19 protein-coding genes are annotated in these 25,995 nt (G+C 56.9%); 13 read left to right on the top strand and 6 right to left on the bottom strand.

Going from position 1 to position 25,995, the window contains the following annotated elements:
- The first annotated feature begins 60 nt into the window (after window positions 1–60).
- Complete coding sequence (locus QEN43_RS02175; RefSeq protein WP_026610634.1) at window positions 61–384, top strand: glycine zipper domain-containing protein; 324 nt, start codon at window positions 61–63, stop codon at window positions 382–384.
- A gap of 144 nt (window positions 385–528) precedes the next feature.
- Here QEN43_RS02175 and QEN43_RS02170 read toward each other — a convergent pair whose 3' ends face one another.
- Window positions 529–828, bottom strand: coding sequence for a hypothetical protein (locus QEN43_RS02170; RefSeq protein ID WP_051331757.1), 300 nt, complete (start codon window positions 826–828; stop codon window positions 529–531).
- Between the two features lie 383 nt (window positions 829–1,211).
- On the opposite strand from QEN43_RS02170, the gene QEN43_RS02165 reads away from it, so the two are divergent.
- A complete protein-coding gene (locus QEN43_RS02165; protein WP_317963661.1) occupies window positions 1,212–1,667 on the top strand; it encodes a hypothetical protein in 456 nt (151 codons plus the stop codon).
- Here the strand turns inward: QEN43_RS02165 and QEN43_RS02160 are convergent.
- Window positions 1,626–2,264 carry a TetR/AcrR family transcriptional regulator gene (locus QEN43_RS02160; RefSeq protein WP_317963660.1) on the bottom strand — a complete coding sequence of 213 codons (639 nt, stop codon included), beginning with the start codon at window positions 2,262–2,264 and terminating at the stop codon, window positions 1,626–1,628. The two genes, QEN43_RS02165 and QEN43_RS02160, sit on opposite strands and share 42 nt — an antisense overlap.
- Before the next feature lie 197 nt (window positions 2,265–2,461).
- On the opposite strand from QEN43_RS02160, the gene QEN43_RS02155 reads away from it, so the two are divergent.
- The 4 genes from QEN43_RS02155 to QEN43_RS02140 all read left to right on the top strand — a co-directional run bounded on the left by QEN43_RS02155 (window position 2,462) and on the right by QEN43_RS02140 (window position 8,950).
- A complete protein-coding gene (locus QEN43_RS02155) occupies window positions 2,462–3,646 on the top strand; it encodes an efflux RND transporter periplasmic adaptor subunit (RefSeq protein WP_317963659.1) in 1,185 nt (394 codons plus the stop codon).
- 14 nt (window positions 3,647–3,660) lie between these two features.
- Window positions 3,661–6,858 carry an efflux RND transporter permease subunit gene (locus QEN43_RS02150; RefSeq protein WP_026610630.1) on the top strand — a complete coding sequence of 1,066 codons (3,198 nt, stop codon included), beginning with the start codon at window positions 3,661–3,663 and terminating at the stop codon, window positions 6,856–6,858.
- Window positions 6,859–6,953: 95 nt separating this feature from the next.
- Window positions 6,954–8,447, top strand: coding sequence for an efflux transporter outer membrane subunit (locus QEN43_RS02145; protein WP_317964090.1), 1,494 nt, complete (start codon window positions 6,954–6,956; stop codon window positions 8,445–8,447).
- Window positions 8,444–8,950 carry an NUDIX hydrolase gene (locus tag QEN43_RS02140; RefSeq protein WP_026610628.1) on the top strand — a complete coding sequence of 169 codons (507 nt, stop codon included), beginning with the start codon at window positions 8,444–8,446 and terminating at the stop codon, window positions 8,948–8,950. The genes QEN43_RS02145 and QEN43_RS02140 overlap by 4 nt, the downstream gene beginning before the upstream one ends.
- 11 nt (window positions 8,951–8,961) lie before the next feature.
- On the opposite strand, the gene QEN43_RS02135 is transcribed toward QEN43_RS02140, so the two are convergent.
- The 4 genes from QEN43_RS02135 to gltX form a co-directional block, all read right to left on the bottom strand.
- Window positions 8,962–9,537: an NUDIX domain-containing protein gene (locus QEN43_RS02135; RefSeq protein ID WP_051331755.1), complete on the bottom strand. Its 576-nt coding sequence runs from the start codon at window positions 9,535–9,537 to the stop codon at window positions 8,962–8,964.
- A gap of 65 nt (window positions 9,538–9,602) precedes the next feature.
- Window positions 9,603–10,751, bottom strand: coding sequence for a PQQ-dependent sugar dehydrogenase (locus tag QEN43_RS02130; protein ID WP_051331754.1), 1,149 nt, complete (start codon window positions 10,749–10,751; stop codon window positions 9,603–9,605).
- A gap of 139 nt (window positions 10,752–10,890) precedes the next feature.
- Window positions 10,891–12,327 carry a cysteine--tRNA ligase gene (gene cysS, locus QEN43_RS02125; RefSeq protein ID WP_026610626.1) on the bottom strand — a complete coding sequence of 479 codons (1,437 nt, stop codon included), beginning with the start codon at window positions 12,325–12,327 and terminating at the stop codon, window positions 10,891–10,893.
- The gene (gene gltX, locus QEN43_RS02120; protein WP_026610625.1) at window positions 12,327–13,727 is read right to left on the bottom strand and encodes a glutamate--tRNA ligase; all 1,401 of its coding nucleotides are present in this window, start codon (window positions 13,725–13,727) and stop codon (window positions 12,327–12,329) included. The genes cysS and gltX overlap by 1 nt, the downstream gene beginning before the upstream one ends.
- A gap of 291 nt (window positions 13,728–14,018) precedes the next feature.
- Between gltX and QEN43_RS02115 the strand changes: the two genes are divergently transcribed.
- The 7 genes from QEN43_RS02115 (at window position 14,019) to QEN43_RS02085 (ending at window position 25,988) form a co-directional block, all read left to right on the top strand.
- Complete coding sequence (locus QEN43_RS02115; protein ID WP_317963658.1) at window positions 14,019–15,488, top strand: complex I subunit 4 family protein; 1,470 nt, start codon at window positions 14,019–14,021, stop codon at window positions 15,486–15,488.
- Window positions 15,472–18,819 (top strand): DUF2309 domain-containing protein, encoded by a 3,348-nt coding sequence (locus QEN43_RS02110; RefSeq protein ID WP_051331753.1) that lies wholly within the window; start codon window positions 15,472–15,474, stop codon window positions 18,817–18,819. The genes QEN43_RS02115 and QEN43_RS02110 overlap by 17 nt, the downstream gene beginning before the upstream one ends.
- Window positions 18,812–20,368 carry an NADH-quinone oxidoreductase subunit 5 family protein gene (locus QEN43_RS02105; RefSeq protein WP_026610622.1) on the top strand — a complete coding sequence of 519 codons (1,557 nt, stop codon included), beginning with the start codon at window positions 18,812–18,814 and terminating at the stop codon, window positions 20,366–20,368. The genes QEN43_RS02110 and QEN43_RS02105 overlap by 8 nt, the downstream gene beginning before the upstream one ends.
- 13 nt (window positions 20,369–20,381) lie before the next feature.
- Complete coding sequence (locus QEN43_RS02100) at window positions 20,382–21,908, top strand: complex I subunit 4 family protein (RefSeq protein ID WP_026610621.1); 1,527 nt, start codon at window positions 20,382–20,384, stop codon at window positions 21,906–21,908.
- A gap of 43 nt (window positions 21,909–21,951) precedes the next feature.
- A complete protein-coding gene (locus QEN43_RS02095; RefSeq protein WP_026610620.1) occupies window positions 21,952–23,511 on the top strand; it encodes a complex I subunit 4 family protein in 1,560 nt (519 codons plus the stop codon).
- 220 nt (window positions 23,512–23,731) lie between these two features.
- Window positions 23,732–25,357, top strand: a complete 1,626-nt coding sequence (locus tag QEN43_RS02090; RefSeq protein ID WP_317963657.1) for a SulP family inorganic anion transporter — start codon at window positions 23,732–23,734, stop codon at window positions 25,355–25,357.
- A complete protein-coding gene (locus QEN43_RS02085; RefSeq protein WP_026610619.1) occupies window positions 25,329–25,988 on the top strand; it encodes a carbonic anhydrase in 660 nt (219 codons plus the stop codon). Before QEN43_RS02090 ends, QEN43_RS02085 begins: the two co-directional genes overlap by 29 nt.
- The last annotated feature ends 7 nt before the right edge of the window (window positions 25,989–25,995 follow it).

Genomic DNA, 25,995 nt, shown 5'->3' with positions numbered 1-25,995 from the left:
ACCGGCTTCGAGAATCGACGAGAACTTCAAGGTTCCCCGCCCGTTCATCTTCGGTACAGCTTGCGTTCAGCCACGGTTCAGGGAGCTACACGGATACTGATCGCGCTTTCGGGCTGCGCTTCCAGCGGATATCACAACCGCGGCCCGAATTCTTACAACAAGACGCTGACCGGCGCGGCTATCGGAGCGGCCGGCGGTGCGTTACTCGGGTACGCCGCCGACGACAGCGCAAGCGGTGCACTCGTAGGCGGCACGGTTGGAGCCGTGGTCGGCGGAGCGACCGGCTATTACCTCGATCAAAAGAATAAGCGCGAGGCAGGTCACAACCGCGGCCACCACTCCGCCCCTCACCGGCAGCCCCGTACCTACCCCTACCGGAACTGAATGGCTCACGCCGATTCCATTAACCCGATTGCACCGGACAACGCCAAGTCTGCCGAAAATCGTCCATGAAGCCGCAAGCGGTCCCTAGTTACAATGGGACCGCTCGCGCGCTCTAAACCACGAGCCCGGAGGCTCGCTTTTTTTCTATTCCTGATAAATGACTTTCGGTTCGAAGTAAGCAGCTGGGTATCGCGGATCCGGCTGCGGGCTCTCTTCCGGGGCCCGTACGATCACTTCCGGCTCGAAATAAGCGGCCGGATACTTCGGATCCCGCTGCGGGCTTTCTGCCGCGGATCCCCCGCTCCCTGCCTCTCCGGGCGCCGAAATGATCACTTTTGGCTCAAAATCGTAGGCTGGATACCGTTCATCGTCCCCAGCCAGACAGACCGACGATAACGCTAATAAAAATCCGCCGAATAAAATTGCATTTTTCACGATGTTCACCCCTGTGCGATCAGGCTTACCTCATCTCACAACAACTGATCGAGTCTCGCTCAATAAAGTTTCCCAGCCTCTTCACTCTCGCCGTCGGCGAAGTTTACGCGCCGTCAGCAATCGGTGGGAACGAACCAATAGAATGCCTCAAAATGCCAAAAAAGCCACATCTTGGTGCAGATCCCGGTTTGAGACGCCTCTCTTGCGGGAAGAGAGAGCGTTTTCATCCTCAATATTGTGCCGAATTCTGGAGCGAGCCCCGTATGAGGTAATGGTATGAATCGTGCTTAATAATTAGCAAGCATGATTTTCGACCGGTAACGTTTTCTTAAAAGTGGACCGACCAAGACCTGTCGGAAGTTACCTTCGGCGTCGTTCTGTGAGGGCTGTCTATGAAAACATCCGCGAGCACATTATTGGAACACTGCCTAACTGTTTTCCTGTTGTGGGGATGCGGCTGGAAACGACGAAGGGCGTCGAGCAGCGAAAACGCTGGATCCGAGTGGCAGGACCCGCTGACCGGGCTGTGGTACGGCGAACGAAATGCCATGGTACTGCTGAAGGCCTATGCGCTGGCGGAGTACGGACAGGCCAAGCTGAACACGCGCCGCTATCGGACCCTATTTCTGATTCCCCATTACCTCCTCCTCTCCTATAAGCTGCTTGCGAAGGCAGCTTTATTTTTTCCGGACGGTGCCAGCTTAGAGCCTGTCACAAGTCCCCGCGGCGCAGCTCGGAACAAGCAACCTACCGAGAAAGGCTCTTACAGATGTTCCACCCTTCGTCGCCGAGCCGAACTCGGCCTTTCACGCCGTATTCGTATGATTCAAACAGCCCTGCAAAAATAATTTGACCGCCTGCCGGGTCCAACGCTCGACTTCTTCCTCGGTCGGAGCACTTTCGAGACCTAGCTGTTGTCGCTGAAAGCGCTCACCGCGAAGGGCGTTTACGAACTGGCCGGCCAAAAAAGCCGGATCTATGGCTTTCACATGTCCCGCTTGCTGATGCATCGTAAAAAATTTCGCAAGCCTGCTCAGAGTTCGCTGCGGCCCTTGCTCGTAAAATTCAGCGGCCAGCTCCGGAAATTGGTGAGCTTCGGCGATCAGTTGCGCCCGCAGGCGAATGATTTCCGGGCGGGTAATCCGAAACAGGAAATGTTTTCCAAACCCGACCAGGGTTTCTTCCAGGGGTCTTGCCAGTGCCTGGTCCAAGGGCAGCGTGGCCACCAATAGATCGCTATAGTGGCGGATGACAGCTCCGAATAGGTCCGCTTTACCGCCGAAGTACCGGTAAATGGTGCGAAGAGACACGCGAGCTTCGCGAGCAATCGTTTCCAGGCTTACGTTGCCATATCCTCTTTCCACGAAAAGCCGAAGAGCGTGATCGAGAAGCTGATTCTGGCGGATCGTAATTTCTCCCTTTCTCGGGCGGCCTATTCGATTCATTATCGTTACTATTTTTGTAGATCGATGGACATAGCCATCCAGTTTAGCGAGAATAATGAAAAGATATCTTACCTTTTCTTTTTGTACCGTGTCGCCACCCCGGCCGTTCCCGCTTGATTAGCAAAACTTATGCGAGCTTCGTTTTCGGGCGTTGAAGGCTGCTGTTTATCACATCCATTTTTAGTCCTCGATTTCTAATGTTTCCCGACAATACGTTTCGCCGCATCACGCTATGGCTAGGTCTCTTCGCTGTGCTCGCCGCGCTGCTCATTGGCTGCGGCGGCCAATCGGATGCCCCCGCGGCCGAAGCCGAGGCGCCGCCAGTTAAAGTCAAAGTCGCCCAGCCGCTGCAAAAGGAAGTCTTGGAGTGGGACGAATACACGGGGCGAATCGAAGCGATGGAAACCGTGGAAGTGCGTGCGAGAATCGACGGCTACCTGGACAAAGTCAACTTCAAGGCCGGCGACAAGGTAAAAAAGGGCGATCTATTGTTTGTCATCGATCCCCGCCCATACCAAGCCGAACTGAAGCGTGCGGAAGGAGAACTCGAGCGCGCTCGGGCACGCCTCGAATTGGCTAAGAACGACTTACAGCGGGCGGAACATCTCAGGCGAGCCAAAGCCATCTCCGAAGAAGAATACGACGCCCGAAGCAAAGGCCAACGCGAGGCTGCGGCCGCCGTTCGGGCGGCAGAAGCGGCAGCGCAGATGGCCAGGCTGAATCTAGAATTCACCGAAATAAGAGCACCGATCAGCGGCCGTATCGGACGCGAGTTCGTCACTCAGGGAAACCTGGTGAGCGGCGGCGGGGCCGGGACTCTGCTGACGATCATCGTATCCGTCGATCCGGTTTACGTATACGTGGACGTGGACGAACGGGCGGTCCTGAAGTACAGGCGCTTGGCGGAAGCCGGGAAGCGGACCAGCGCCCGCGAAACTCGCATTACCGCGAAGTTGGCCCTTATCGATGAATCCGACTTTCCGCATGAAGGCTATATCGATTACATCGACCCGCGCATGGATCCCAGCACGGGCACTTTGCGCGCCAGAGCGGTTTTCAGTAATCCGAACGAATTCTTGAGCCCCGGATTCTTCGCCAGGCTTCGCGTGCCGGGAAGCGCGCCCTATCAAGGTCTGCTGGTTCCGGACAGAGCCGTCGGAACCGACCAGGGGCAGAAGTTTGTCTGGGTTGCGAAAGACGACGGCTCGGTCGAATACCGTCGGATCGTGCCCGGTACCGTAACGGGTCAGATGCGAGTGATCTCGGAAGGATTGCAGCCCGACGACTGGGTGGTCATCGAAGGCGTTCACAAGCTAAGTCCCGGCACCCGAATCGAAGCGGAGCGAATCCCTCTCGCGGCAATCGACGGCAGTTCATCGTAGGCACGCCTCCGAATATGACGAGATTCACTCATTTTTTCATCGACCGTCCCATCTTCGCGTCGGTCCTTTCCATTCTCATCGTTCTGGTTGGCGGACTCGCGGCCTTTTCCCTATCCATCGCGCAATACCCTGAAATCGCGCCGCCCACCATCCAAGTCAGCGCAACCTACCCGGGTGCGAATGCCCAGGTGTTGGCCGAAACGGTGGCGACGCCCATCGAGCAGGAGATCAACGGCGTTGAAGATATGTTGTACATGTCGTCCCAGTCCACCAACGAAGGGGTCATGCGCCTGACCATCACGTTCAAGCCGGGAACCGATCTCGATAAGTCGCAAGTACTGGTACAGAACCGGCTGGCTCTGGCCGAGCCGAAACTGCCGGAAGAAGTGCGCCGACAGGGGATTACCGTACGTAAGCGCAGCCCCGATCTGAGCCTGGTGGTGAATTTGATTTCGCCCGACGGCCGCTACGATTCCGTTTATCTCAGCAATTACGCTCTGCTGCAGATCCGGGATGTGCTCGCCCGGCTGCCCGGCGTCGGCGACATCACCCTGTTCGGCGAACGGGAATACAGCATGAGGGTTTGGCTGGACCCGGAAAAGGTCGCGGCCCGCAACCTGACCGCGAGCGACGTGGTCCAGGCCATCCGCGAACAAAACGTCCAGGTAGCCGCTGGCGTAGTAGGGCAGCCACCCACACCCGGCGGTCTCGATTTCCAGCTCACCGTGACTACCATGGGGCGTTTGGCGGACGAATCTCAATTCGGCGACATCGTCATCAAGACCGGAAAGGACGGACAGGTCACACGACTCAAAGACGTCGCGAGAATCGAACTTGGAGCCAAGGACTACAGCTCGTCGCTCAAGCTCGACGGTATACCGACGGTTGGCATCGCCATTTTCCAGTTGCCGGGCTCCAACGCAATCGAAACCAAGAAGGCTGTAGTGGAAGCCATGGAAAGGCTCAAACAGCGCTTTCCAGAAGGGCTTGACTATCTCCTGGTCTATGACACGGTGGTATTCGTCACGCAGTCGATCGCCGCGGTCGTTCAGACCCTCTTCGAGGCCATCGTGCTGGTCGTGGTCGTGGTCATGGTGTTCCTTCAGAACTGGCGAGCCACGATCATCCCATTGCTGGCAGTACCCGTGTCCCTGGTCGGCACCTTCGCGGTAATGGCTGCCATGGGATTGTCGCTGAACACGCTTTCACTGTTCGGGCTGGTCCTTGCTATCGGTATCGTCGTGGACGACGCCATCGTCGTGGTCGAAAACGTGGAACGAAACATGGCGCTTGGCCTCAAGGCCCGGGAAGCGACCCGTCGGGCCATGGAAGAAGTCGTCGGTCCGATCATCGCGACTTCACTGGTCCTGGTCGCGGTTTTTGTGCCGACGGCCTTCATCACCGGCGTATCCGGTGCGTTTTACAAGCAGTTTGCCCTGACCATCTCGGTATCCACGATCATTTCCACGTTCAATTCGCTCACGCTCAGCCCGGCGCTCTGCGCCGTCCTTCTGGACCGTGCGCACGGGGATAGAGATTGGTTCACGCGCTTGATCGATCGCCTTTTTGGATGGTTTTTCCGCGGTTTCAATCGGTTCTTCAGCGCCTTCGGCGAAGGCTATTCCCGGCTGACCGCGCGGCTGATCCGCATCACGGGCATCGTCCTGGTGCTTTACGTGGCGCTCAATAGCCTGAATTTTCTCGCTTTCGCCAAAGTACCGACCGGATTCATCCCACAACAGGATCAGGGCTATCTCATTCTCTACGCGCAGCTCCCGGACGCCGCTTCGCTGGAGCGTACTGACGCGGTTATCGATCGCGCTACCAAAATCATTCTCGAGACCGAGGGTGTCGCGCACGTGAATGCCTATGCCGGATTTTCGCTTCTGTCCGGAGGCCGCCAGTCGAACGCCGGCACCCTATTCGCCCGCCTCGAGCCGTTCGAAAAGCGCGCAGGACATCCGGAGCTTTCGGCGGACTCCATCATCGCGAAACTGCGTGAAAAGCTTTCCGTGATCGAGGATGCCCACATCGCCGTGTTTTCGCCACCACCGGTCCGCGGCCTAAGTTCGGTGGGCGGCTTCAAGCTGCAGATCCAGGACCGCGCCAACGTCGGTCCCGAGGAATTGCAGCGCGTGACGAACGATATCATCGCCAAAGGCAACGAACAGCCCGGACTGGTTGGTCTATTCACGACCTTCCGGGCCAGCACGCCACAGATCTATGTGGACATAAACCGAACACAGGCCAAGTCTTACGACGTACCGCTGAGCAACGTCTTCCAGACGCTTCAGATTTATCTCGGCTCCCTATACGTCAACGATTTCAATCTGTTCGGCAGAACCTACCAGGTAACGGCACAAGCCGACTCGATGTTCAGACTGAAACCCTCGGATATCGTCAACCTTAAGACTCGCAACCTGAACGGCGACATGGTTCCCCTCGGCACCTTGGTCGATGTTCGCGAAACCGTCGGTCCCGACAAAGTGACCCATTACAATCTGTATCCATCGGCCGAAATCAACGGTAGTACCCAACCCGGTGTCAGTTCGGGCCAGGCCATCGCGATCATGGAAGAACTATTGAACCGAGAGCTTCCCCTGACGATCGGCTTTGAATGGACCGAACTCAGCCTACAGGAAATCCTGGCCGGCAATACCGCCAAGATCATATTTCCCCTGAGCGTGATTTTCGTATTCCTTGCACTGGCCGCGCAATACGAGAGCTGGTCGTTGCCGTTCGCCGTCATTCTTATCGTTCCCACCTGTCTCTTGAGCTCGATGGCCGGCGTCTGGCTCCGTGGCATGGACAACAATATCTTCACCCAGATCGGTTTCATCGTCCTGGTCGGACTGGCCAGCAAGAACGCGATTCTGATCGTCGAGTTCGCCCGCAAGCTCCAAGAGGGGGGCAAAGATCGTTATCAAGCCGCCATCGAAGCGGCGCGCCTGCGCCTTCGGCCGATCTTGATGACCTCCTTCGCTTTCATTCTCGGCGTTTTCCCGCTGGTCGTATCCACCGGCGCTGGCTCGGAAAACCGGCGCATACTCGGGACCGCCGTGTTCAGCGGTATGCTTGGGGTCACGTTGTTCGGGCTGTTACTGACACCGGTGTTCTACGTGGTCATACGACAGTGGGTCGAACGCCGTCAACGACCCTCTTCGGAATCGATCGATACCGAGACTCCCTCTACGCCGCATATCAACCCCTGATTCGCCAAGCCATGTCCAAACTTTGCACGGCCATTGAACGCGGGCGGTCAGCCCCAGACGATCGCTCTCTTGGCGCACCCTTGGGGCGCGCCTTCATGATCGTGTTTTCCGCGTTGGTTTCCGCCTGCGCGGTCGGTCCTGACTATCGGCAACCGGACGCTGCCCCGGGTGCACAGTTTGCCCATGCCGTGCTTCCCGAATTCAAACGGGACGGGATCGAGATCGCATGGTGGAAGCAATTCGACGATCCGGTGCTGTCGGAACTCATTGACCAGGCGGTGAGCAATAACCGAGGTCTCAAGGCAGCCGAAGCGAATCTCCGGGTCGCGCGTGCGCTCTATCTCGAGGCCGGGCTGGATCTCCTCCCCACGATCACCAGCCATGCCAATTACACGACGACGAAGCGAAGTTTCGACGCCATGAACCGCCGACAGTACGCACCGCGCGAGCTCGAACTCTTCAACGTCGGCTTCGATGCCTTCTGGGAAGTTGACTTTTTCGGCCGGATACGGCGCAGCGTCGAAGCCCGAGACGCCGAAGTCGCAGCCGCTGAAGCCGACCTGCGCGACCTATTGGTCAGCGTGATTGCGGAGGTGGCCCGCAATTATTTCGAATTGCGGGGTTTGCAGAATCAGCTGGACGTAGCCCAAAAAAACGCCGACAACCAGGCCGCCACTCTAGAACTGACCCAAGCTAGACTGGAAGCCGGACGAGGCACGGAACTGGATACCTCGCGCGCTAAAGCCCAACTCGACTCCACGTTGGCGACGATTCCGCCCCTTCAAAGTCGTATTCGGCAAACCATCCATCGCCTCGGCGTGCTAACTGGTCAACTTCCGGACAGCCTGTCCAGCCAGTTGTCCACGCCCGCGCCTATGCCCAAGATTCCCGAATCGATACGGATCGGTTCACCTTCGGAGCTCCTGCGGCGCCGCCCGGACATTCGCGTCGCCGAGCGTAATCTTGCTGCAGCGACCGCCCGAATAGGCGTCGCCACGGCCGATCTTTTCCCTAGGGTAACCTTCAACGGCACCATCGCCTTGGAGTCCCGCACGCTTTCCGGGCTCGGCGCTTCCGGTACCGAGGCTTTCTCGGTGGGACCACGCATCTCCTGGGCATTTCTCGATCTCGGACGCGTCCTAGCCCGCATCAAGGCAGCGGACGCCAGCGCGGAAGCGAGACTCGCGAATTATGAGCAAACCGTGCTGACGGCACTCGAAGAAACCGAAAACGCACTGGTCAATTACAATCGCGAGCGCACCCGTCTCGCCTTGTTGATGTCCGCGGCAGCCGCGAGCGAACACGCTCATCAGCTCGCGCACCTTCGTTTCGAAGACGGTATCGAAGATTTCCTCACCGTCCTGGATGCCGAACGCCGCCTGCTCCAAGATCAGGAGCAATTGGCGCAAAGCGAAACCGCCACGGCGACTGCTCTGATCGCCGTCTATAAAGCGCTGGGCGGAGGCTGGGAAGTTTACGCCCCGGACGAAAATGCCGTCGCATCGGTTCCGGCATCGACGCAACAGGCATCTTCTGTCAGCGTCGGGCCGACCGCGGTTCCGGACACACCCGCACGAAACACGAAATGAAGGACGAATGGGTTTACGAAGTCGACGAGGACGACCGAATCATCGGTCAGCGTACGCGCGCCGACGTTCACAGGCTAGGCTTGCGCCATCGGTCCGTGCACATCCTGGTGTTCAATCATCTCGAACAAATACTGCTGCAAAAACGTTCTCACAGTAAGGACATCAACCCGGGGCTTTGGGATACCTCCGCCGCCGGTCATGTCGACTGGGGAGAAAGCTACGACGAGTGCGCGTTGCGGGAGTTGGGAGAAGAACTTGGAATCGAGAGCCCTTCGCCTCCTAGATTCTTGTTCAAGTTGCCCGCTTCCGCAGAAACCGGATGGGAGTTCATCCAGGTTTATCGGGTCGTCCATTCCGGCACCCTGCGGCTCGATCCCAGGGAGATCGACGAGTGCCGGTGGTTCGACACGAATGAGCTGGACTCATGGGTACACGATTCGGGAATCGGGTTGACACCGTCGTTCCGGCTGATCTGGCTGCGCTATCGTAACCGTAGACCGTAGGATGGTCGTTCTCAGGTCCGATCCAGCCAGGTTCGGAGCTTTACGAGCGCCTGTCTCGTGGAGTTGAAGGCAAACTCTTCGGGCCGCACATCGTAAGGCGATACCAGCCTAAAATCGGCCACGTCGTCCGCTGCCCGCAGGGTGTCGATCTGCGGTGCATCGCAAACAAAGAACAGGTCCGTGATTTTGTACAGCACACCGCCGTAAAGGTAATCATTCGGCGCGCTGCTCAGATAGCGATAGTTGATGGCTTCGACATTCAACTCTTCCGCGATTTCCCGCCGCAGCGCGTCTTCCACTGTTTCGTCGAAATCGACGAACCCACCGGGCAGGTCGAGTTTGCCTTTTCCCGGATCCTTGGCGCGCACGCACAAAATGAGCTGATTTTGGTGGAATACGAACCCACCCACTGCCGTGCAGGTGTTGAAAAAGAACAGAAAACCGCAGCGCCCACATCTGATCGCACGCTGCTCGTGAATGCTCAAATATTCGCCGCCGCAACGGGGGCAAAAACGAAAGGCGTCGTACGGTCCGGGTCCGGGATCGGGATCAACGAATGAAAAGTCTTCCGAATTTTGCGTTTTCATGGTTTCGTCGAAAAAAATAAACGGGATCGTGCTTTACTTTAACTTTTTCTGCTACAGCGGAGTTCTTATCGAACAGGCACTAAGCGGGCGATTTTGCCGTCGTCGGTCGAAAAATAAAGAAACCCATCCGGTCCCTGCCTTACCTGACGAAAGTTCAGGTCGAGATCGTTCAGCAATTCTTCCTGCTTCACGATCTTATTGTTGGCGTCTATCACCAGTCGACGAAGGTGCTGACCACTCAAATTGGCCACGAACAGATTACCCTTCCATCTTGGGAAGACGTCACCGAAATAGAACCCGATTCCGGATGGGGAAATGGACGGTACGTAATACGCGACCGGCTGCTCCATTCCCGGCTTTTCAGTACCTTCCCCGATCTTCGGCCCCCAATATTCGCGGCCATAGGTAATCACCGGCCAACCGTAGTTCGCTCCCGGGCGGATGAGGTTAATTTCGTCACCGCCGCGGGGCCCGAATTCGCTCTCCCACAACTCGCCTGTCACCGGATGCCGGGCCAACCCTTGTGGATTGCGGTGGCCGTAGCTCCAAATCTCGGGCTTGGCGTCCGGGTTGTTCGCAAACGGATTGTCGGGCGGTACGCTGCCGTCCTCGTTCAGACGCAGAATTTTGCCGTTGTGGTAGCGTAGATCCTGCGCCTTATGCCGCTCGTTCCTGTCTCCGACCGAAATGAAAAGCCGGCCTGAGCCGTCGAATTCGATCCGCGAACCGAAGTGGATATTATTCCCATTGGGCTCCCAGGCGCTGAAAAGCTTCCGGTAATCTTTCAGCTCGAGTCCTTCCAACCGACCGCGGCCGAGGGCCGTGGTCATTCCGGCATCCACTTTTTCAGAATAGGTCAGGTAAATCCAGCCGTTCTTGTCGAAATCGGGATGGACCCTTACGTCCAGCAGTCCGCCTTGTCCGGCCTGAACCACAGGCGGTGCCCCCTGAATGGTTTGCACCGATCGGGTATTCGGATCGAGAATACGCAACTGCCCGTCTCGTTCCGTGAACACGATCCGTCTGTCGGGGAGAAAATCGAATCCCCAGACCACGTCTTCCTGCTGGGCGATGACTTCCACCGAAAACGGCTGCCCTTCGGACTCATACGCGCCTTCGGAAGACCGAAACGCAACGATTCCCAAGGCAATAATCGCCAAAAGGAACCCTGCGCGAATCCCGATACTCCTCATCTTGCCGGCTTCAAGTTTCACAACTCCTCCCTTGGAATGTCTGATCCAAACCGCGATTTCGTCCCTTTCGGCAGACTATGATTCCTCGTTACTTGAATCCAAGGTAACGGAAGCTGTCCGTCCGCTTAAAGATTAAGTGCAACAAGACGCTCAGTTGAAGTCAAAGCCGCCGCCAGGTGGTGCCGTCGGCTGTATCCTCCAGTATGATGCCCTGCTCTTTGAGCTCATTCCGAATGCGATCGGCGGTAGCCCAGTCTTTCTTCTTGCGTGCTTCTAAGCGCTCTTGAATTTTTTGCTCGATACGCTCGTCACTCCAAATAATCTCAGCATCGAACTCGGCACCCGTTTTTGTTTGAAGCCTTAGCGCTCCAGGTCCGGACTTCAGAAATTCTTCCGGGTCGGTCTGTAACAGGCCGAGTATTTCACCGAGTCGTTTGAGCGTACCGGCTAAGTTTTCCGCTTCATCTCGACTTGCATTCCTCGCCCGATTGACTTCTCTTGCCAGCTCGAACAATACGGCGATCGCTTCGGGCGTATTGAAATCGTCGTTCATCGCCTCTTCGAAACGGCTAATAAACGCTTTATTTCGATCGCCTTCCGAAACCGGTACATCGCTGCGGATTCCGCGCAGAGCGGTATAAAGCCGGGTCAGCGCAGCATTCGCTTCGTCGAGATTTTCGTCCGAGTAGTTGAGCGGGCTTCGGTAATGGCTGTTGAGAATGAAAAACCGCACTACTTCCGGGCGATAACGGGCTAGAACCTCGCGGACCGTAAAGAAATTGCCCAAGGATTTGGACATCTTCTCCTCGTTCACCCGCACGAACCCGTTGTGCATCCAAACGTTGACGAACTTTTCGCCAGTCGCCCCTTCCGATTGCGCGATCTCGTTTTCATGGTGAGGAAATTGCAAATCCATGCCGCCACCGTGGATGTCGAAGTGATGTCCGAGGCAACGGGTGGACATGGCCGAACACTCAATGTGCCAACCGGGACGCCCCTTGCCCCAAGGGGAATCCCAAGCCGGCTCTCCCGGCTTCGCCATCTTCCACAGCACGAAATCCAGGGGATCGCGCTTGGCCTCCTCGATTTCCACCCGCTCGCCCGCCCGGAGATCTTCGATGTTCTTACCGGATAAACGACCGTAACCTTCAAATTTCGACACCGCGTAGAAAACGTCGCCGTTGTCGCCGATATAGGCATAGCCGCGATCGATCAAGGACTGAATCATGGCCACCATATCGTCGATGGATTCCGTTGCGCGCGGTTCGATATCCGGTGGTAGCACACCCAACGCGCGTTCATCTTCGTGCATCGCGTCGATGAACCTGGCGGTCAGCGCTGCGATGGATTCTCCATTCTCGTTGGCGCGCTTAATGATCTTGTCGTCGATGTCGGTGATATTCCGAACGTACGTGACCTCATATCCAAGATAGCGCAAATAGCGCACGACCATATCGAATACCACCATGACGCGGGCGTGCCCTAGATGGCAGTAGTCGTACACGGTCATCCCGCACACATAGAGCCGGACCTTGCCCGGTTCGATGGGGGTAAAGACTTCCTTGCGGCCGGTCAGGCTGTTGTAGATCTTCAGCATCATTCGGACTCGTAGGTAAATTCCGCCAAGCGTCGATGCAGCCGGTGCGGATCCAGTAAGCGGTAAATCGTTCCGAGCTCCGGCCCGTCCAGGCGCCCGGTCAAGGCGGCGCGAAGCGGCATGAACAACGCCTTGCCTTTGACTCCAGTCCGAGCTTTCAGCTCGCGCATGAAGACGTCGAACTCGCCTTGAGCCGCGTTGGCCGCATCGATGGCCGAAAGGTAATAGGATTCTCCCGCTTGTGCGGCAGTTTCAGCGGCATCCGGATCGAGCTGCAGCTCGTCCGTGAACAAGATGCGTGCCCAGCGGTCGGCCTGGTCCGGGAAAACGCAATTGCTACGCACGATTTCGATGAATGCCGCAAGATGTTCGTTCGGAACGATGGCCGCGGTCTCCTTGCGCAGCCATCCCCTGAGCGTCTCGTCGTCGGCCGATCGGACCACCATCTGCTGCCAATGATCCAGATGGACGATGTCAAACCGTGCAGGCGATTTGCCGAGGCGCGATAGATCGAAGTTTGCCTTGAGCGCTTTGAAATCCATCAGCTCGTCACTGTCATAGTGATGCCCTAGTCGGGCCAGCATGTTCAACAGCGCGCTCGGAAAATAACCTTCCTCACGCAACTGTTTCAGGCTGCGGCTGCCGTTGCGCTTGGACAGGGGCGCTCCGTCATTGCCTAGAATCAGCGAAATATGGGCATACTGCGGTATCGGCAAGCCGAGCGCCGAAAGAACCAACATTTGCCGGGGCGTGTTGGCGAGATGGTCTTCACCCCGCAACACATGCGTCACGCCCATCAGAGCATCGTCGATGGCGTTACAGAAGAAAAACGCCGCGCTCCCGTCGGCCCGGCGGATGATGAAGTCGCCGATGTCGTCGGTAGCGAATTTCTGCGGTCCACGCACGAGATCCTCGAATTCCACCGTTTCGTTTTTCGGCACTCGAAAGCGCAAGGTAGGCCGAAGCCCTTCATCGAACTTGCGTTTCACCTCGGCCGCCGTAAGATGAGAACACTTGCCCGTGTAACGCGGCGGCTGCCCCGAACTCAGTTGAATCTTGCGCGAAATCTCCAATTCTCGGGGCGAGCAAAAACAGTAATAGGCACGGCCCTGCTGCTCCAATTGCTCGTAATAACGCTGATAAATCGCGCCGCGGCAGGATTGAAAGTATCGTTCGTCCGGCTCCGCATTTTTGGGACCTTCGTCCCAATTCACACCCAACCAGCGCAAATCAGCGATCAGTTCCTCCACGAACTCGCTGCGGCTCCGCTCCTTATCGGTATCCTCAATACGAAGCAAGAAACGATCTCCAAACAATGCACTGAACAATGCCGTACGGGCATTGCCGAGGTGCATGAGACCGGTCGGACTGGGAGCGAAGCGAGTTTTGGTCGAGGTCATATCTAGGAAAGAATGGGGGGATGAATCGGCAAGCTTTTTGCCAAAAAGACAATTTAGAGCATGGCGTAACCTCCCGCAACCCTATGAAAGTTTCGCCCGGAAAACCGTTGCTTTTTGTTGACAAAGGTGTCACTGCTCTTGAACGCCCGTTTGCACGAATATCGCATGGTAAGCTTACCTTGGCCCAATTTTTCATTTATAGTATCGAGTCAAAACAACTAGGAAACTCAGGCATTCGGCTAATCGAGCCTCAAAACTCGCGGCCTTGCCTGACAAAACGAGCATCCGAACATGCATATCCTCAGTCTGATTCTTTGGACGCCTGTTGTCGGCGCCTTGGCCATTTTGGCTTTACCTGCACGGCAAATCCGCTTAATTCGGGCGGCGGCCTTGGGTTCATCGGCTGCCGTTCTGATGTTGACCATCTGGCTTCTGTGTCAGTTCGACACATCCTCTTCAGCGATCCAATTTGCCGAGAGCCGTCTTTGGAACGCTGAATTAGGAAGTTACTACGCCCTCGGGGTTGACGGTTTTTCCCTGCCCATGGTCGTACTGTCGGCCCTCCTGTGTCTGGTGGCGGTGCTGGCCTCGGAGAGCGTGAGCGCGCGGGTCAAGGGATACCATTTCTGGCTGCTGGCCCTCGAGTTCGGCATGATCGGCGTCTTTCTCGCCCAGGACTGGGCTTTGTTCTATGTGTTTTGGGAGTTGACGCTGATCCCGCTCTTTTTCCTCATCGACCAATGGGGCGGAGAACGCAAGCATACGGCTAGCCTCAATTTCGTCCTGTACACCATGGGTGGATCGGTGTTCATGCTGGTGAGCCTATTGATGATTTTCACCGCATCTTCCGAACACTCCACGACCATGGAGTCTATGCTGGCCACCGCGCGGAGCCTGCCCCGTGAGCAACAAATTTGGATTTTCCTGGGCTTTTTGATCGGGTTCGGCGCAAAAATGCCGGTGTTTCCTATCCACGGCTGGCTGCCTCTTGCGCATGTGGAAGCGCCCAGTCCGGTGAGTATTCTGTTGTCCGGCGCGCTTCTCAAAATGGGCGCCTATGGCCTGCTCAAAGCAACCGGCATGTTGCCGGAGGCGGCTCAGGCGCTCCAACCCCTGCTCGCCGGCTTGGCCTTGGTCAGCCTCGTATACGGAGCGTTACTCGCCTGGCGGCAGACCGATCTCAAGGCCATGATCGCCTATTCCTCTATTAGTCACATGGGTGTCGTGCTGATCGGCATTGCGGCGCTCAATCAAGCCGGGTTGCTAGGCGCCGTGTTGCAGATGACCGCCCACGGTCTCATTGCCGGTGCGCTATTCCTATTGATCGGTCTTCTCTACGAGCGCACCCATACCCGGGAAATCACGGATTACAGTTCCCTGGTGCAAGTGACCCCGCGCTTCGCCTTCTTTACGACCCTGGCCCTACTCGCGTCCATGGGGTTGCCGGGCTCGGCAGGTTTCGTGGCAGAACTCCATGCCATCATCGGCGGGTTTCAGAGTTTCGGATGGATCATGCTCTTTGCGAGCGTCGGTGTACTCATAGGCGCGTCCTACGCCATCCGAACTGCCGCCAGGCTGTTTACGGGTCCAATGCGGCCGGAAATGCAAAATGTCCACGATCTGCGCAGCCACGAGCTCGTCGCCGCCGGAGTTTTGGCAGCAGGTATCATGGCACTGGGACTCATGCCAGGTCCGATGGTGTCGTTGACAGACGCCTCCGTCAATCAACTCAGCATGGTTTTCAATGACAAGAATTACTGAGGAACCTAGAGTGCTATCGCCCAAATCGAAAGCTACAAGGCCCGACATCCGCCGGCGGTTGCAGGAGGCGGTGGACCACCTCGATCATATCTTGCCGGGACAGGCGCCGATCATGAACTTCGTGCATCACAATACGCTGCACGGTTTTCAGCATCTGCCATTTCAAGAGGCCCTAGAAGCCGTCGAACAACTGACCGGCATCAGAGGCTACTTGCCTGAAGAAGAATTCCGGAAGTTCTACTCCCAGGGCCGGATTCTCGATGAGGATCTGGCCGCCGCCTTCGCCGAGTCACCGCAACTCAAAGGTGACGAAGTGCTGCTTCGAGTCGGCGATCGAACGATCCTTCGGAAGGATGTTTATCGCATCGCCATGGTCTACGGCGTGGACGCCGTCACGCCGAGCCAGTTGAATTGGCTGATCGAGGAAATGGGGGTACTCGACCGGTTTCAAAGCGATATCCCGCCCGATGCACGCCGCCTCCTCATGGACTCGGTCAAACGTGTGACGGGAAATTCGGAGGCGCTACAGGAAAGTACACTGATCCGTGAGTTGTGGAATGCCACCTTACGAGTTCTCGGATTGGACCAGACCGCACCTCACCCTGAAGACTTAACCGATCTCACCGTCCGTCAAGCCGAAAGCTTGTTGAGCGAATCCGGACTATCATCCACAGGCGCTAAGTCCAGTACCACTCTCGCGCGGCAAAAAATGAAAGCGGAGGCCCGCGCGCTCTCCGATACACTCTTCGCCGACGTCGGCCACGGCATTTCGCTGCGCGGGTTGCTCCTGACGTTAACCGGACGGGATGTGCTCGACACGGTCCGACCGATACTGATCCGTTTTTGTGCCTCCCATTTGGACGAGGGGCTTGCGGCTTGGCATGCGGCCGACCGCTCGGAAGGACTGTACTCGGCATGGCGTCGTTCAGCGCCTTATGATTTCTCACTCGGTCTCAGCGATTTTCCGGATTGGCGGGAAGTCGTATCGGCTTTGCCGGAACTCGCCGTCGATGCGGTTCATGCGGAACTTGTGCGGATAGGCCTTCCAGAAGATCGCTGGGAGACCTATTTAGAGCGAATCGCTCTGGAAATTCCCGGCTGGTCGGGCATGATCAATTGGCGGCAGCATCATCCCGATTACGAGGCCAACCGGGAAGCGCCCGCCTCGCTCATGGATTATCTCGCCATTCGATTGGTCTTGGACCGAATCGTCATCGAAGGGCTTTGCCAGGAAACCTGGGGCATCGCGGGCACTTGGCCGTCCTTGCACGCCTATTTCGAACGAAATCCGCCCGAACTCCTCGTGCGCCATGCTCTGTTCAATGGCAATCTGCCCGAGTATCTGGCGGACGCGGCGCAGCAATTGGTCGCCGAATCGCGCCCCGGAAACTTCGATCGTGACCGTTGGTGGTCGGTTGCGGACATGATCTCGACCTGGAAGCACAGCTCGCTGGCGGAGAAACCCCACCGGCTGACCATTCACGACAGCGGCTGGCGTTTGTTCCGCTTGGCTCAGCATCTGGGCCTTTCGGGTCATGACGTCGGTTCGCTTTCGTTGCAGTCCTGTGAAGCCCTACTCGCCGCGGCGAGCGAATTGTCCTCGTCCACGCGTGGTTTTATCTGGCTCACCGCGTATGAGAGACGTTATCGCGAACGACTGTTCAACGCGCTGGTTAACAATCGCAAGCTGAAACCTTCGAAGCCACAAGACAAACGTCCGACGGCACAGGTCGTTTTCTGCATGGACGAGCGAGAAGAAGCGTTCCGCCGCCATCTGGAAGAACTCGATCCCAGTATCGAAACACTGGGAACCGCCGGTTTCTTCGGTATCGCCATGTACTGGCGCGGCTTGCACGATGAAAAGCCCATTCCCCTTTGCCCCGTGGTGGTGACGCCCAATCACGAGGTGAGAGAAGCGGTCCGCCCGAGCTACGAGAGCATCTCCCGGCATGGCGATCGGACACGCCATCTTCTGCACCGCTTCGAACAGATTTTTCACTCCGAGCTGCGGCGCAATCTTCTGTCTTCGGCTGTGCTGACCGATCTGCTCGCCCCTTTCATGATGGCGGTACTGTCCGGCATCGTATGGGCGCCCTACGCTTTCAAGAAACTGGTCGGAAGGCTTTTTAATAAGCTGTTGCCCACCGTACCCACATATCCCGAGATCACCGCTTCCTCCAAGTCCAAGAGCCACGAACATCCCCAGCTCGGATTTACGGATGAAGAACAAGCCGATCGCATCTTCGCCTTGTTGCGTTCGATCGGCCTGACCTCCGGCTTCGCACCTATAGTCGTTTGGGTCGGCCATGGCTCAACCAGCTTGAACAATCCACACGAAGCGGCCCACGACTGCGGTGCCTGCGGTGGAAAACGAGGCGGTCCTAACGCACGGGTAGCAGCCGCGATGGCGAATCGTCCCGAGGTGCGCGAGCTACTTCGGCAGAAAGGTATTGCCATTCCGGACGATACCTGGTTCGTCGGGGCTCAGCACGATACCTGCAACGAACTGTTGACTTGGTATGATCTGGAAGCCATTCCCGGTCGCTTCCAACCCGAATTCCACCGCCTCAAGCAAACGCTGGAAACCGCACGTGCATACTCTGCGCATGAGCGGTGTCGGCGCCTGGCAAACCTGACGTCGCCAGATTTTCCGCCGATGGCTGCCTTGAAGCATGTCGTCGAGAGATCCGCTGACTACAGCCAGGTCCGCCCCGAATACGGGCATGCCAGCAATGCCGCGGCCGTCATCGGCCGACGTTCCATCACCCGAGGGCTTTTTCTCGATCGTCGGGTCTTTCTGATTTCCTATGACCCTACCCAGGACTCCGTCGGCAGCACGCTCGAAAGTATTCTGCTGGCGGCTGCCCCGGTCGGAGCCGGCATCAATCTCGAATATTACTTTTCGACGGTGAACAATGATCGTTTCGGCTGTGGCACCAAAATACCGCACAACATCACCGGACTCTTCGGCGTCATGGAAGGAGCCTTCAGCGACCTTCGAACCGGGCTTCCGAAGCAGATGATCGAAATCCACGAAGCCATGCGACTGCAAATCGTCGTTGAGCACAGGACGGAAGTCTTGGCCGCGATTTACGAGCGTCAGCCCGCATTGCAGGAATTGATTGGCAACGGCTGGGTGCTGCTGTCCGCGATCGATCCGGATAGCGGGGAAATTTCGATGTTCGTTCCCGGCCGAGGCTTCGTGCCGTGGAACCAAGAGCTTGAGCCCTTGCCGGTCGTCGAACGGTCCACCGACTGGTATGTCGGCCACACGGAAGCGCTACCACCAGCATTGATTCAACAAACGTCTGCGGGTGTTTCTTATGCTTGATTGGCTGGTACTGCTGATTCCAGGATTGCCGATTTTGGCGGTCGCCGCTATCGGCATCGGCGTCATTTCCGGGCGTATCTCAGGAGAACCAGGAGAGCCCGTTACTAGAGCCCTCGTAATTGCTGCAACGCTGGCGTCTTTCGTCCTGGCAATAGCGGCCTTTTGTGCCCGGCAGGCGGGATTCGTTTCCGAACAGGTGCTCTTGGGTACCTGGCTGTCCAGCGGCAACTATGTCGTTAACGTCAGCTTTACACTGAATAACGTCACGCTGGGCCTGTCCGTCTTGTTCGCGTTGTTCTCGCTGATGGTGGCCAAATTTTCGGTGAATTACATGCACCGTGAAGCCGGTTTCCATCGTTTTTTCCTAGTCCTGTCTCTGTTCGCAGGTGCGATGCAATTATTGGTGCTGGGTGGGAACGCCGTACTCACATTCTTCGGTTGGGAACTGGCCGGCGTGTGCTCCTTTCTGCTCATCGCGTATTTTTACGACCGGCCGGTCGCTTCCGCGAATGCTACCTACGTATACGTAACCAACCGTATCGGCGATGCCGGTTTCATTTTGGGAATCGTCCTTGCCTTCGCTTGGACCGGAGGCGTCGAATGGCCGCAGATTGCCCAAAGCGCTGCAACTCTCGATCGTTTTCAAGCCAGTTTGATCGCGATCTGCTTTCTATTGGCGGCCGCGGTTAAATCGGCCCAAGTGCCTTTCTCGCCTTGGGTGGCCCGCGCCATGGAAGGTCCCACGCCGTCGAGCGCCATTTTCTATGGTGCCGTGATGATCCATGCCGGTGTTTTTCTGGTATTGCAACTGCAACCGCTTTTCGAAGCGGCACCTGCGGCCATGGCAATCATGGCGGCCATGGGTCTGGTAACAGCACTTTACGGTTTTGTGTCCGGGCTAACGCAGACCGACGTGAAGTCCGCATTAATTTTTTCAACCACTGCGCAGGTTGGCTTGATGTTTCTGGCGTGCGGCCTAGGGTGGTGGCAATTGGCAGCTTGGCATCTAGCGACACATGCCTTGTTGCGCGGATACCAGTTCCTGACGGCACCGTCGTTGTTGCATCACGCGGCGCATCATCCAACCCGGCCGGTTCCGGCCTTCGCCGGCCGTTTTCGCTGGCTTTACACAGCGTCGCTGCAGCGCTTCTGGCTCGATAATCTCGGCTATCAACTACTGGCCAAGCCGATCGCTCGCGTCGCCACCGATTTGAACGTTTTCGACCGCCGGGTCGTGGAGGAATTGGTCGGCTTGCCCGCACCTGCCATGCGGGGACTCTCCGCCCTTGCCGAACGGGAAGAACATCATCTCGGCGCCGGTTACCGTACCGACGGACGCCGCGTCGGCGGCCTGCCCGGCATCCTGACCGATCTCTTCGCTTCCGCCTTCCATTGGTTCGAGGAGCGCTTGGTCTTGCAAGGCGTCGGTATGGATCTCGTGACACTGGGGCGCCGTTTCGGCAGGCGGCTCAATCGCGTTGAATCCATCTTGGCTCAACCCCGCTATCTGATTCTCTTCGTCTTTTTCACTCTGTTAGCCACCGTATAAGAAATAAGAACCTATGGTCGCTGAAATCAACTGGGCGACACAGTCCGCCTTTCCTATCCTCAGCACGATGATCTTTTTGCCCTTAATGGCGATGGGTGCTGCTTATTTTGCCCAATCAGCACGGCACGCCTTTATCGTCGGGCTGGTCGGCTCAGGTTTAGAACTCGCCCTGACGGTTTATCTGCTGATAGCCTTCGACTCCAGCATCACCCAGCTACAATTCGCAGAGGACCTGGCGCTTCTGCCTTTCCTCCATTACCACCTCGGCGTCGACGGCTTAAGCGTACTCTTCGTTTTCGTTACGGCACTCTTGAGCTTCCTACTCATGCTCTATGGCGAAATCACGCCCGAGCGCCAATCACCCGGCCTGTATGTCGCGAGCCTGTTCGGCTTCCAAAGTGTTCTGACCGCACTTTTCTTTACCGTCGATCTGCTTCAGTTTTGGATCTTGGCCTGTCTCGAACTTGTGCCGGCCACATTTATACTGCGCCGCTGGAGTACCGCTTCCGCGGATGCCGCCGGAGCTGTCCGTATTTTCATGCAATTCATGTTGAGCGGTCTCGTCATGTTCTTTGTCGGACTTCTGGTTCTAGGCTGGCATCATGCCCGGGTCTCCGGCGAGTGGTCGTTCGCGCTCGGCGCGCTGCTCGAAACATTGCCTCCGAGCGGCGTTCAATCCACGGTATTCATACTGCTGTTCTACGCCCTGGCGATACGGATGGCCCAGTTCCCTTTTCACGCTTGGCTGCCTCAGGTCTTTCAACACGGAACGCTGGCGACCATCGGTGTCTTTATGGTCGGCGCCAAAGTGGGCCTATACGGACTCTTGCGCTTCGTGCTGCCGCTGCTTCCCGATGCGATTCATGCCTTGAAACCGGCCATTATCGCCCTGGCCTTGGCGGGCATGTTCTATGGAGCACTGATGGCGCTGATGCAGCTGAATCTAAGGCGGCTCTTGGCCTTCGCGGCAGTCAGCCATACCGGCATGCTGGTGGTCGGCGTGTTCTGCTTGAATTCCGAAGGCTTGGCCGGCAGTTTGCTGCTTTCGGTGAATTTCAGTATTGCCGCGAGCGGTCTTCTGTTTGCGACGAGTTTGGTGTTCAGGCGTGCTGGCAGCGCTTTGCTGCCTCGTCTCGGAGGACTGTTCGACCTCATGCCGTTGCTGGGCATCACGTTCCTGGTCTCTGCATTGAGCACCATGGCGATGCCCGGCACGCCCGGCTTCGATGCTGCCCACCTGCTTTTGGAAGGCTCGATCGAAGCGCATGATTGGGGCATTACCGTGGCCGTGGCCACGGGCAACGTTTTGGCCGCCGCGTTTTTGCTATGGGCTTTCCAGCGCGCGTTTCTGGCGCAGCGCAAAACCGCAGTACAACTAGCGAGACCCCGACTTACCATTCCCGAGGCGACGCTGAACGGGGTGGTCTGTGCCGTATTGCTGGGTGTCGGTTTTTATACCGAACCCTGGGTCCAGATCGTGAACGAATCTGTGGACGGACTGGCGCAACGTTTTGAGCGCTTCGAAGAAAAAAAACATTGAATTCGCATAAGTACTTGTCGGCTTTGGCTATCCGGAGACAACATTGACTACCGTTGATTTTCCGATTCTGACTGTTCTGATATTCCTTCCGCTAATAGCGGCCGGTTTGTTGCTTTTTATTCCGAATCCAGTAGCGGCGCGGCGGTTCGCTCTCGCGGCCTCACTCGCGGAGTTGTTGCTGTCCTTGATTCTGCTCGGCCTTTTCGATTTCGGCTCCTCAAAATTGCAACTCATCGAGCGTGCGGTCTGGATACCGAGTCTCAACGTGTTTTACACGGTCGGCGTGGACGGTTTTTCGATCCTCTTTCTGCCGCTCACGGCGCTTTTGACCTCGGCCGTGATTGCAGCGTCTTGGACTCAGGTTCAAAACCAGGTGAGGCTTTATCTCGCCCTCACGTTTGTCTTAGAAAGCGCCACACTCGGCGTGTTCTGCGCCCTCGATCTGGTGCTATTCTTCCTATTCTGGGAACTGACCCTCATCCCCATCTTTTTCCTAGTAAGCCTTTGGGGAATCGGACCACAACGGCGTTATGCCGCGAGCAAATACACGCTCTTCATGCTTGCGGGCGGCGTTCCGTTGCTGTTCGCTATCATCCTCCTAGCGCTAAACCACGCGGAGCAGACCGGGCTCTCCGCGCCTCGCGGGCTTTCCTTCGACTACCTGACACTGCTTCATGTGCCGGTTTCCGAAGACATACGGACAGCTGTATTTCTGCTCCTTTTTCTCGGGTTCGCGGTCAAGGTACCACTTTTCCCGTTTCACACCTGGCTGCCGACGATCGCGATGGAAGGGCCGGCGGGAGTCTCCGCTCTGATTACCGGACTCAAGCTCGGGCTTTACGGTCTCATTCGATTCGCCATTCCCTTGGTTCCCGATGCCGCCAGCGAAAACATCTGGATTTTGACGGCCTTGGGTACTATCGGCGTATTGTACGGGGCCCTCATCGCACTTAAGCAAACCAATTTGCGCCGTTTATTAGCCTATTCCAGCGTCAGCCACGCCGGCTTCGTGGTGATCGGCCTCGCAACGTTGAACCTTCAGGGCGTGCAAGGTGCCTTGTTTCAACTGATCAATTTTGCCGTGGTATCCGGCGGCATCTTTCTATTAGCCGGGTTTCTCCACCACCGCCTGGGGTCGACGGAACTTTCCAATCTGGGCGGCTTAGCGCGCTCGATGCCTCTGTTCACGGCCTTTTTCTTTCTGCTTGGCATTGCCGCCATGGGTGTGCCCGGCACCAACGGCTTTGCCGCCGAGCATTTGATCATCCTCGGTGCGTTCCAGGCCCACCCCGGTACCGGTCTTGCCGCGTTGTTTGGCGTAATTTTGGGAGCTGCATACTTCGTGGGCTTCTTTCAGCGGGCTTTCTGGGGACCGCTCAAGCTGAGCTCGGTCCGTACCGCTTCCGATCTGCGTCCACGAGAATCGGCTCTGGCTGTGATACTGATCATTTTGGTCTTCTTGGGAGGGCTTGTACCTACCCTTATTACCAGTGCCAGCGCCCCGGCAGTATCCGCCTGGGTCACAAGGCTAGACGCGGCTACCGATTCCTCCGCTTACGCCGAGGCGTCGGAAAAAATTCGAAGTGCCGGGCTAAACCCTTAAGCGGAGAGCGGAATTTGCAATAAGGAAATTGATTGTATCGATTCGATACCTGTTATAGATTATGGCGGGTCGAACGGGTCCTCAGCCACGGTCCCGCAATCGATCGCTCAATTCACCGATTCATCTGCGTTCTGCCGGAAAAAGACAACGAACTTTTGTGGAACGGAGCCCACGGTGTCGACAGATCGCACAACCACTCCGAACAACAGGGTTTTAGCTCATGGTACACAAACATATCCGTTATTACCTAAGTCATCTGCGGAATGACATTCCTGCAGGTATCGTCGTGTTCCTGGTTGCCCTGCCGCTGTGCCTGGGGATCGCGCTCGCTTCCGGTGCTCCACTGTTCGCCGGCATCATCACCGGCATCGTCGGCGGCGTGGTGGTCGCTTGGGCCAGCGGTTCACAGCTGAGCGTAAGCGGTCCGGCGGCAGGGCTCACTGTCATCGTGCTGAACGCCATCGACAAGCTCGGCAGCTTCCAGTCCTTTTTGCTGAGCGTCGTCATCGCCGGTGGACTCCAATTGGTCCTGGGCTTCCTCCAGGCCGGGGTGATCGGCGCCTACTTTCCATCGGCCGTGATCAAAGGCATGCTCGCCGCCATCGGCTTGATCCTGATCCTCAAACAAATCCCGCACGCGGTCGGCTACGACGCCGATTTCGAGGGTAACGAAGCTTACTCTCAACCGGACGGCCATACGACTTTCTCGGAACTCGCCTATTCGCTAGAAGCCATTTCGCCGGGTGCGGTGATTGTGAGTGTGGTAGCGATCGGGATCATGCTGCTGTGGGAGACCTCGCTGTTCAAGCGCAATGCCGTGTTAGGCCTGATTCCGGGGCCGTTGGTCGCGGTGCTCTGGGGGGTGGCGTACAACCTGCTCACGATGAAGTTCGCACCGGCTTACGCGATTGCGCAGGAACATCTGGTGAAGCTGCCGGAGATTCAAGGTGTGCAAGGCTTCTTTCAGCAGTTCACCTTCCCGGATTTCACGCAGTGGGCTAACCCCGAGGTGTATACGGTCGCCGTCACCATCGCCATCATCGCGAGTCTGGAGACGCTTTTGAGCCTGGAAGCGGCGGACAAGATCGACCCCTTGAAACGGGTTGCCCCGACTAATCGGGAATTGAAGGCGCAGGGGCTCGGCAATCTGATCTCTGGGGCTATCGGCGGGTTGCCGATGACGGCGGTAATCGTGCGCAGTTCCGCCAACGTGAATGCCGGTGGGCGCACCAAGGTGGCGTGTTTCACGCATGGCGTTCTCTTGCTGTTGAGCGTGATGTTCATTACCGAGTATTTGAACCTGATTCCTTTGGCCTGTTTGGCGGCGATCCTGCTCTTGACCGGCTACAAGCTGGCTAAGCCGAAGCTGTTCAAGGAGATGTACGCCAAAGGGGCCAGCCAGATCGTGCCGTTTGTGGTCACCATCGTAGCGATCCTCGCAACCGACCTGTTGAAGGGTATTGCTGTGGGCATGGTGGTCGGTCTGTACTACGTCATCCGGACCAACTTCCATGCGGCGATCACCTTGACCCGGCACGGCAACAACTATCTCTTGCGGCTGCACAAGGACGTGTCTTTCTTGAACAAGGCGCTGTTGCGGCGGTATCTCGACAGCGTCGAGGAAAACGGTTATGTCATCATTGATGCGAGTCGGGCGCAGTTCATCGACCAGGACATCCTTGAGACCATCTATGACTTCGTGGCGGCCGCTTCAGACGACAACATCACCGTGGAGCTGAAGAACCTCGACGGAAAACCCAAAAAAACCAAAAAACCTGCTTCGGCCAAGAAACAACTCACACTAGACGGAGAACATTATGAAACCACTCGAAAGGCTGCTGCTTGAAAATAAAGCTTGGGCTCAAGAGAAGGCCGCCCACGATCCAGATTTTTTTGAAAATCTGCGTCAGCCACGGCATCCGGATGTATTCTGGATCGGCTGTTCAGACAGCCGGGTGCACGCGGATCAGGTGACACAAAGCGAGCCGGGTGAAATTTTCGTGCATCGAAATATCGGCAACCAGGTGGTCGTCATGGATATGAATTTTTTGGCCGCGTTGGAATATGCCGTCGATTTTCTAAAGGTGAAGCACATCGTTGTCTGTGGCCATTATGGCTGCGGTAGCATTCAAGCGGCCATGGGAAAGCCACAGCCGGACCATTTGTTCATGAATAAGTGGCTCAAGTACATCAAAGACATCCATCGCCTGCACCGAGCAACCATCGATGCGGAACCCTCCGAGGAGGCGCGCCACAATCGCCTGGTTGAACTCAATGTCATCGAACAGGTTCATAACTTGGCCCAAACCTCGGTAATCCAGCGTGCATGGAGATCTGGCAACCGTCCGGATCTCCACGGATGGGTTTACGGATTGAATGACGGTATCATCAAAGAAATCGCGTCCCTGGAGCCGGATAATCCGTGCGATCCAACTTGTGAGCAAGAACCCGGAGTTGATACCGTGCGCGATTCCTAATGTATAC

Origin of the sequence: Methylocaldum szegediense (assembly GCF_949769195.1) — a bacterium.
GTDB classification, from domain to species: domain Bacteria; phylum Pseudomonadota; class Gammaproteobacteria; order Methylococcales; family Methylococcaceae; genus Methylocaldum; species Methylocaldum szegediense.
Note: the sequence above shows the minus strand (reverse complement) of the source record. Positions and strands in the feature narration are given on the sequence as shown.

What these genes read in the sequence shown, in the direction of transcription:
- QEN43_RS02165 (WP_317963661.1), top strand. Translation starts at nt 1,212, where the DNA reads ATGAAAACATCCGCGAGCACATTATTGGAACACTGCCTAACTGTTTTC.
- QEN43_RS02160 (WP_317963660.1), bottom strand. Translation starts at nt 2,264, where the DNA reads ATGAATCGAATAGGCCGCCCGAGAAAGGGAGAAATTACGATCCGCCAG.
- QEN43_RS02155 (WP_317963659.1), top strand. Translation starts at nt 2,462, where the DNA reads ATGTTTCCCGACAATACGTTTCGCCGCATCACGCTATGGCTAGGTCTC.
- QEN43_RS02150 (WP_026610630.1), top strand. Translation starts at nt 3,661, where the DNA reads ATGACGAGATTCACTCATTTTTTCATCGACCGTCCCATCTTCGCGTCG.
- QEN43_RS02145 (WP_317964090.1), top strand. Translation starts at nt 6,954, where the DNA reads ATGATCGTGTTTTCCGCGTTGGTTTCCGCCTGCGCGGTCGGTCCTGAC.
- QEN43_RS02140 (WP_026610628.1), top strand. Translation starts at nt 8,444, where the DNA reads ATGAAGGACGAATGGGTTTACGAAGTCGACGAGGACGACCGAATCATC.
- QEN43_RS02135 (WP_051331755.1), bottom strand. Translation starts at nt 9,537, where the DNA reads ATGAAAACGCAAAATTCGGAAGACTTTTCATTCGTTGATCCCGATCCC.
- cysS (WP_026610626.1), bottom strand. Translation starts at nt 12,327, where the DNA reads ATGCTGAAGATCTACAACAGCCTGACCGGCCGCAAGGAAGTCTTTACC.
- gltX (WP_026610625.1), bottom strand. Translation starts at nt 13,727, where the DNA reads ATGACCTCGACCAAAACTCGCTTCGCTCCCAGTCCGACCGGTCTCATG.
- QEN43_RS02115 (WP_317963658.1), top strand. Translation starts at nt 14,019, where the DNA reads ATGCATATCCTCAGTCTGATTCTTTGGACGCCTGTTGTCGGCGCCTTG.
- QEN43_RS02110 (WP_051331753.1), top strand. Translation starts at nt 15,472, where the DNA reads ATGACAAGAATTACTGAGGAACCTAGAGTGCTATCGCCCAAATCGAAA.
- QEN43_RS02105 (WP_026610622.1), top strand. Translation starts at nt 18,812, where the DNA reads ATGCTTGATTGGCTGGTACTGCTGATTCCAGGATTGCCGATTTTGGCG.
- QEN43_RS02100 (WP_026610621.1), top strand. Translation starts at nt 20,382, where the DNA reads ATGGTCGCTGAAATCAACTGGGCGACACAGTCCGCCTTTCCTATCCTC.
- QEN43_RS02090 (WP_317963657.1), top strand. Translation starts at nt 23,732, where the DNA reads ATGGTACACAAACATATCCGTTATTACCTAAGTCATCTGCGGAATGAC.
- QEN43_RS02085 (WP_026610619.1), top strand. Translation starts at nt 25,329, where the DNA reads ATGAAACCACTCGAAAGGCTGCTGCTTGAAAATAAAGCTTGGGCTCAA.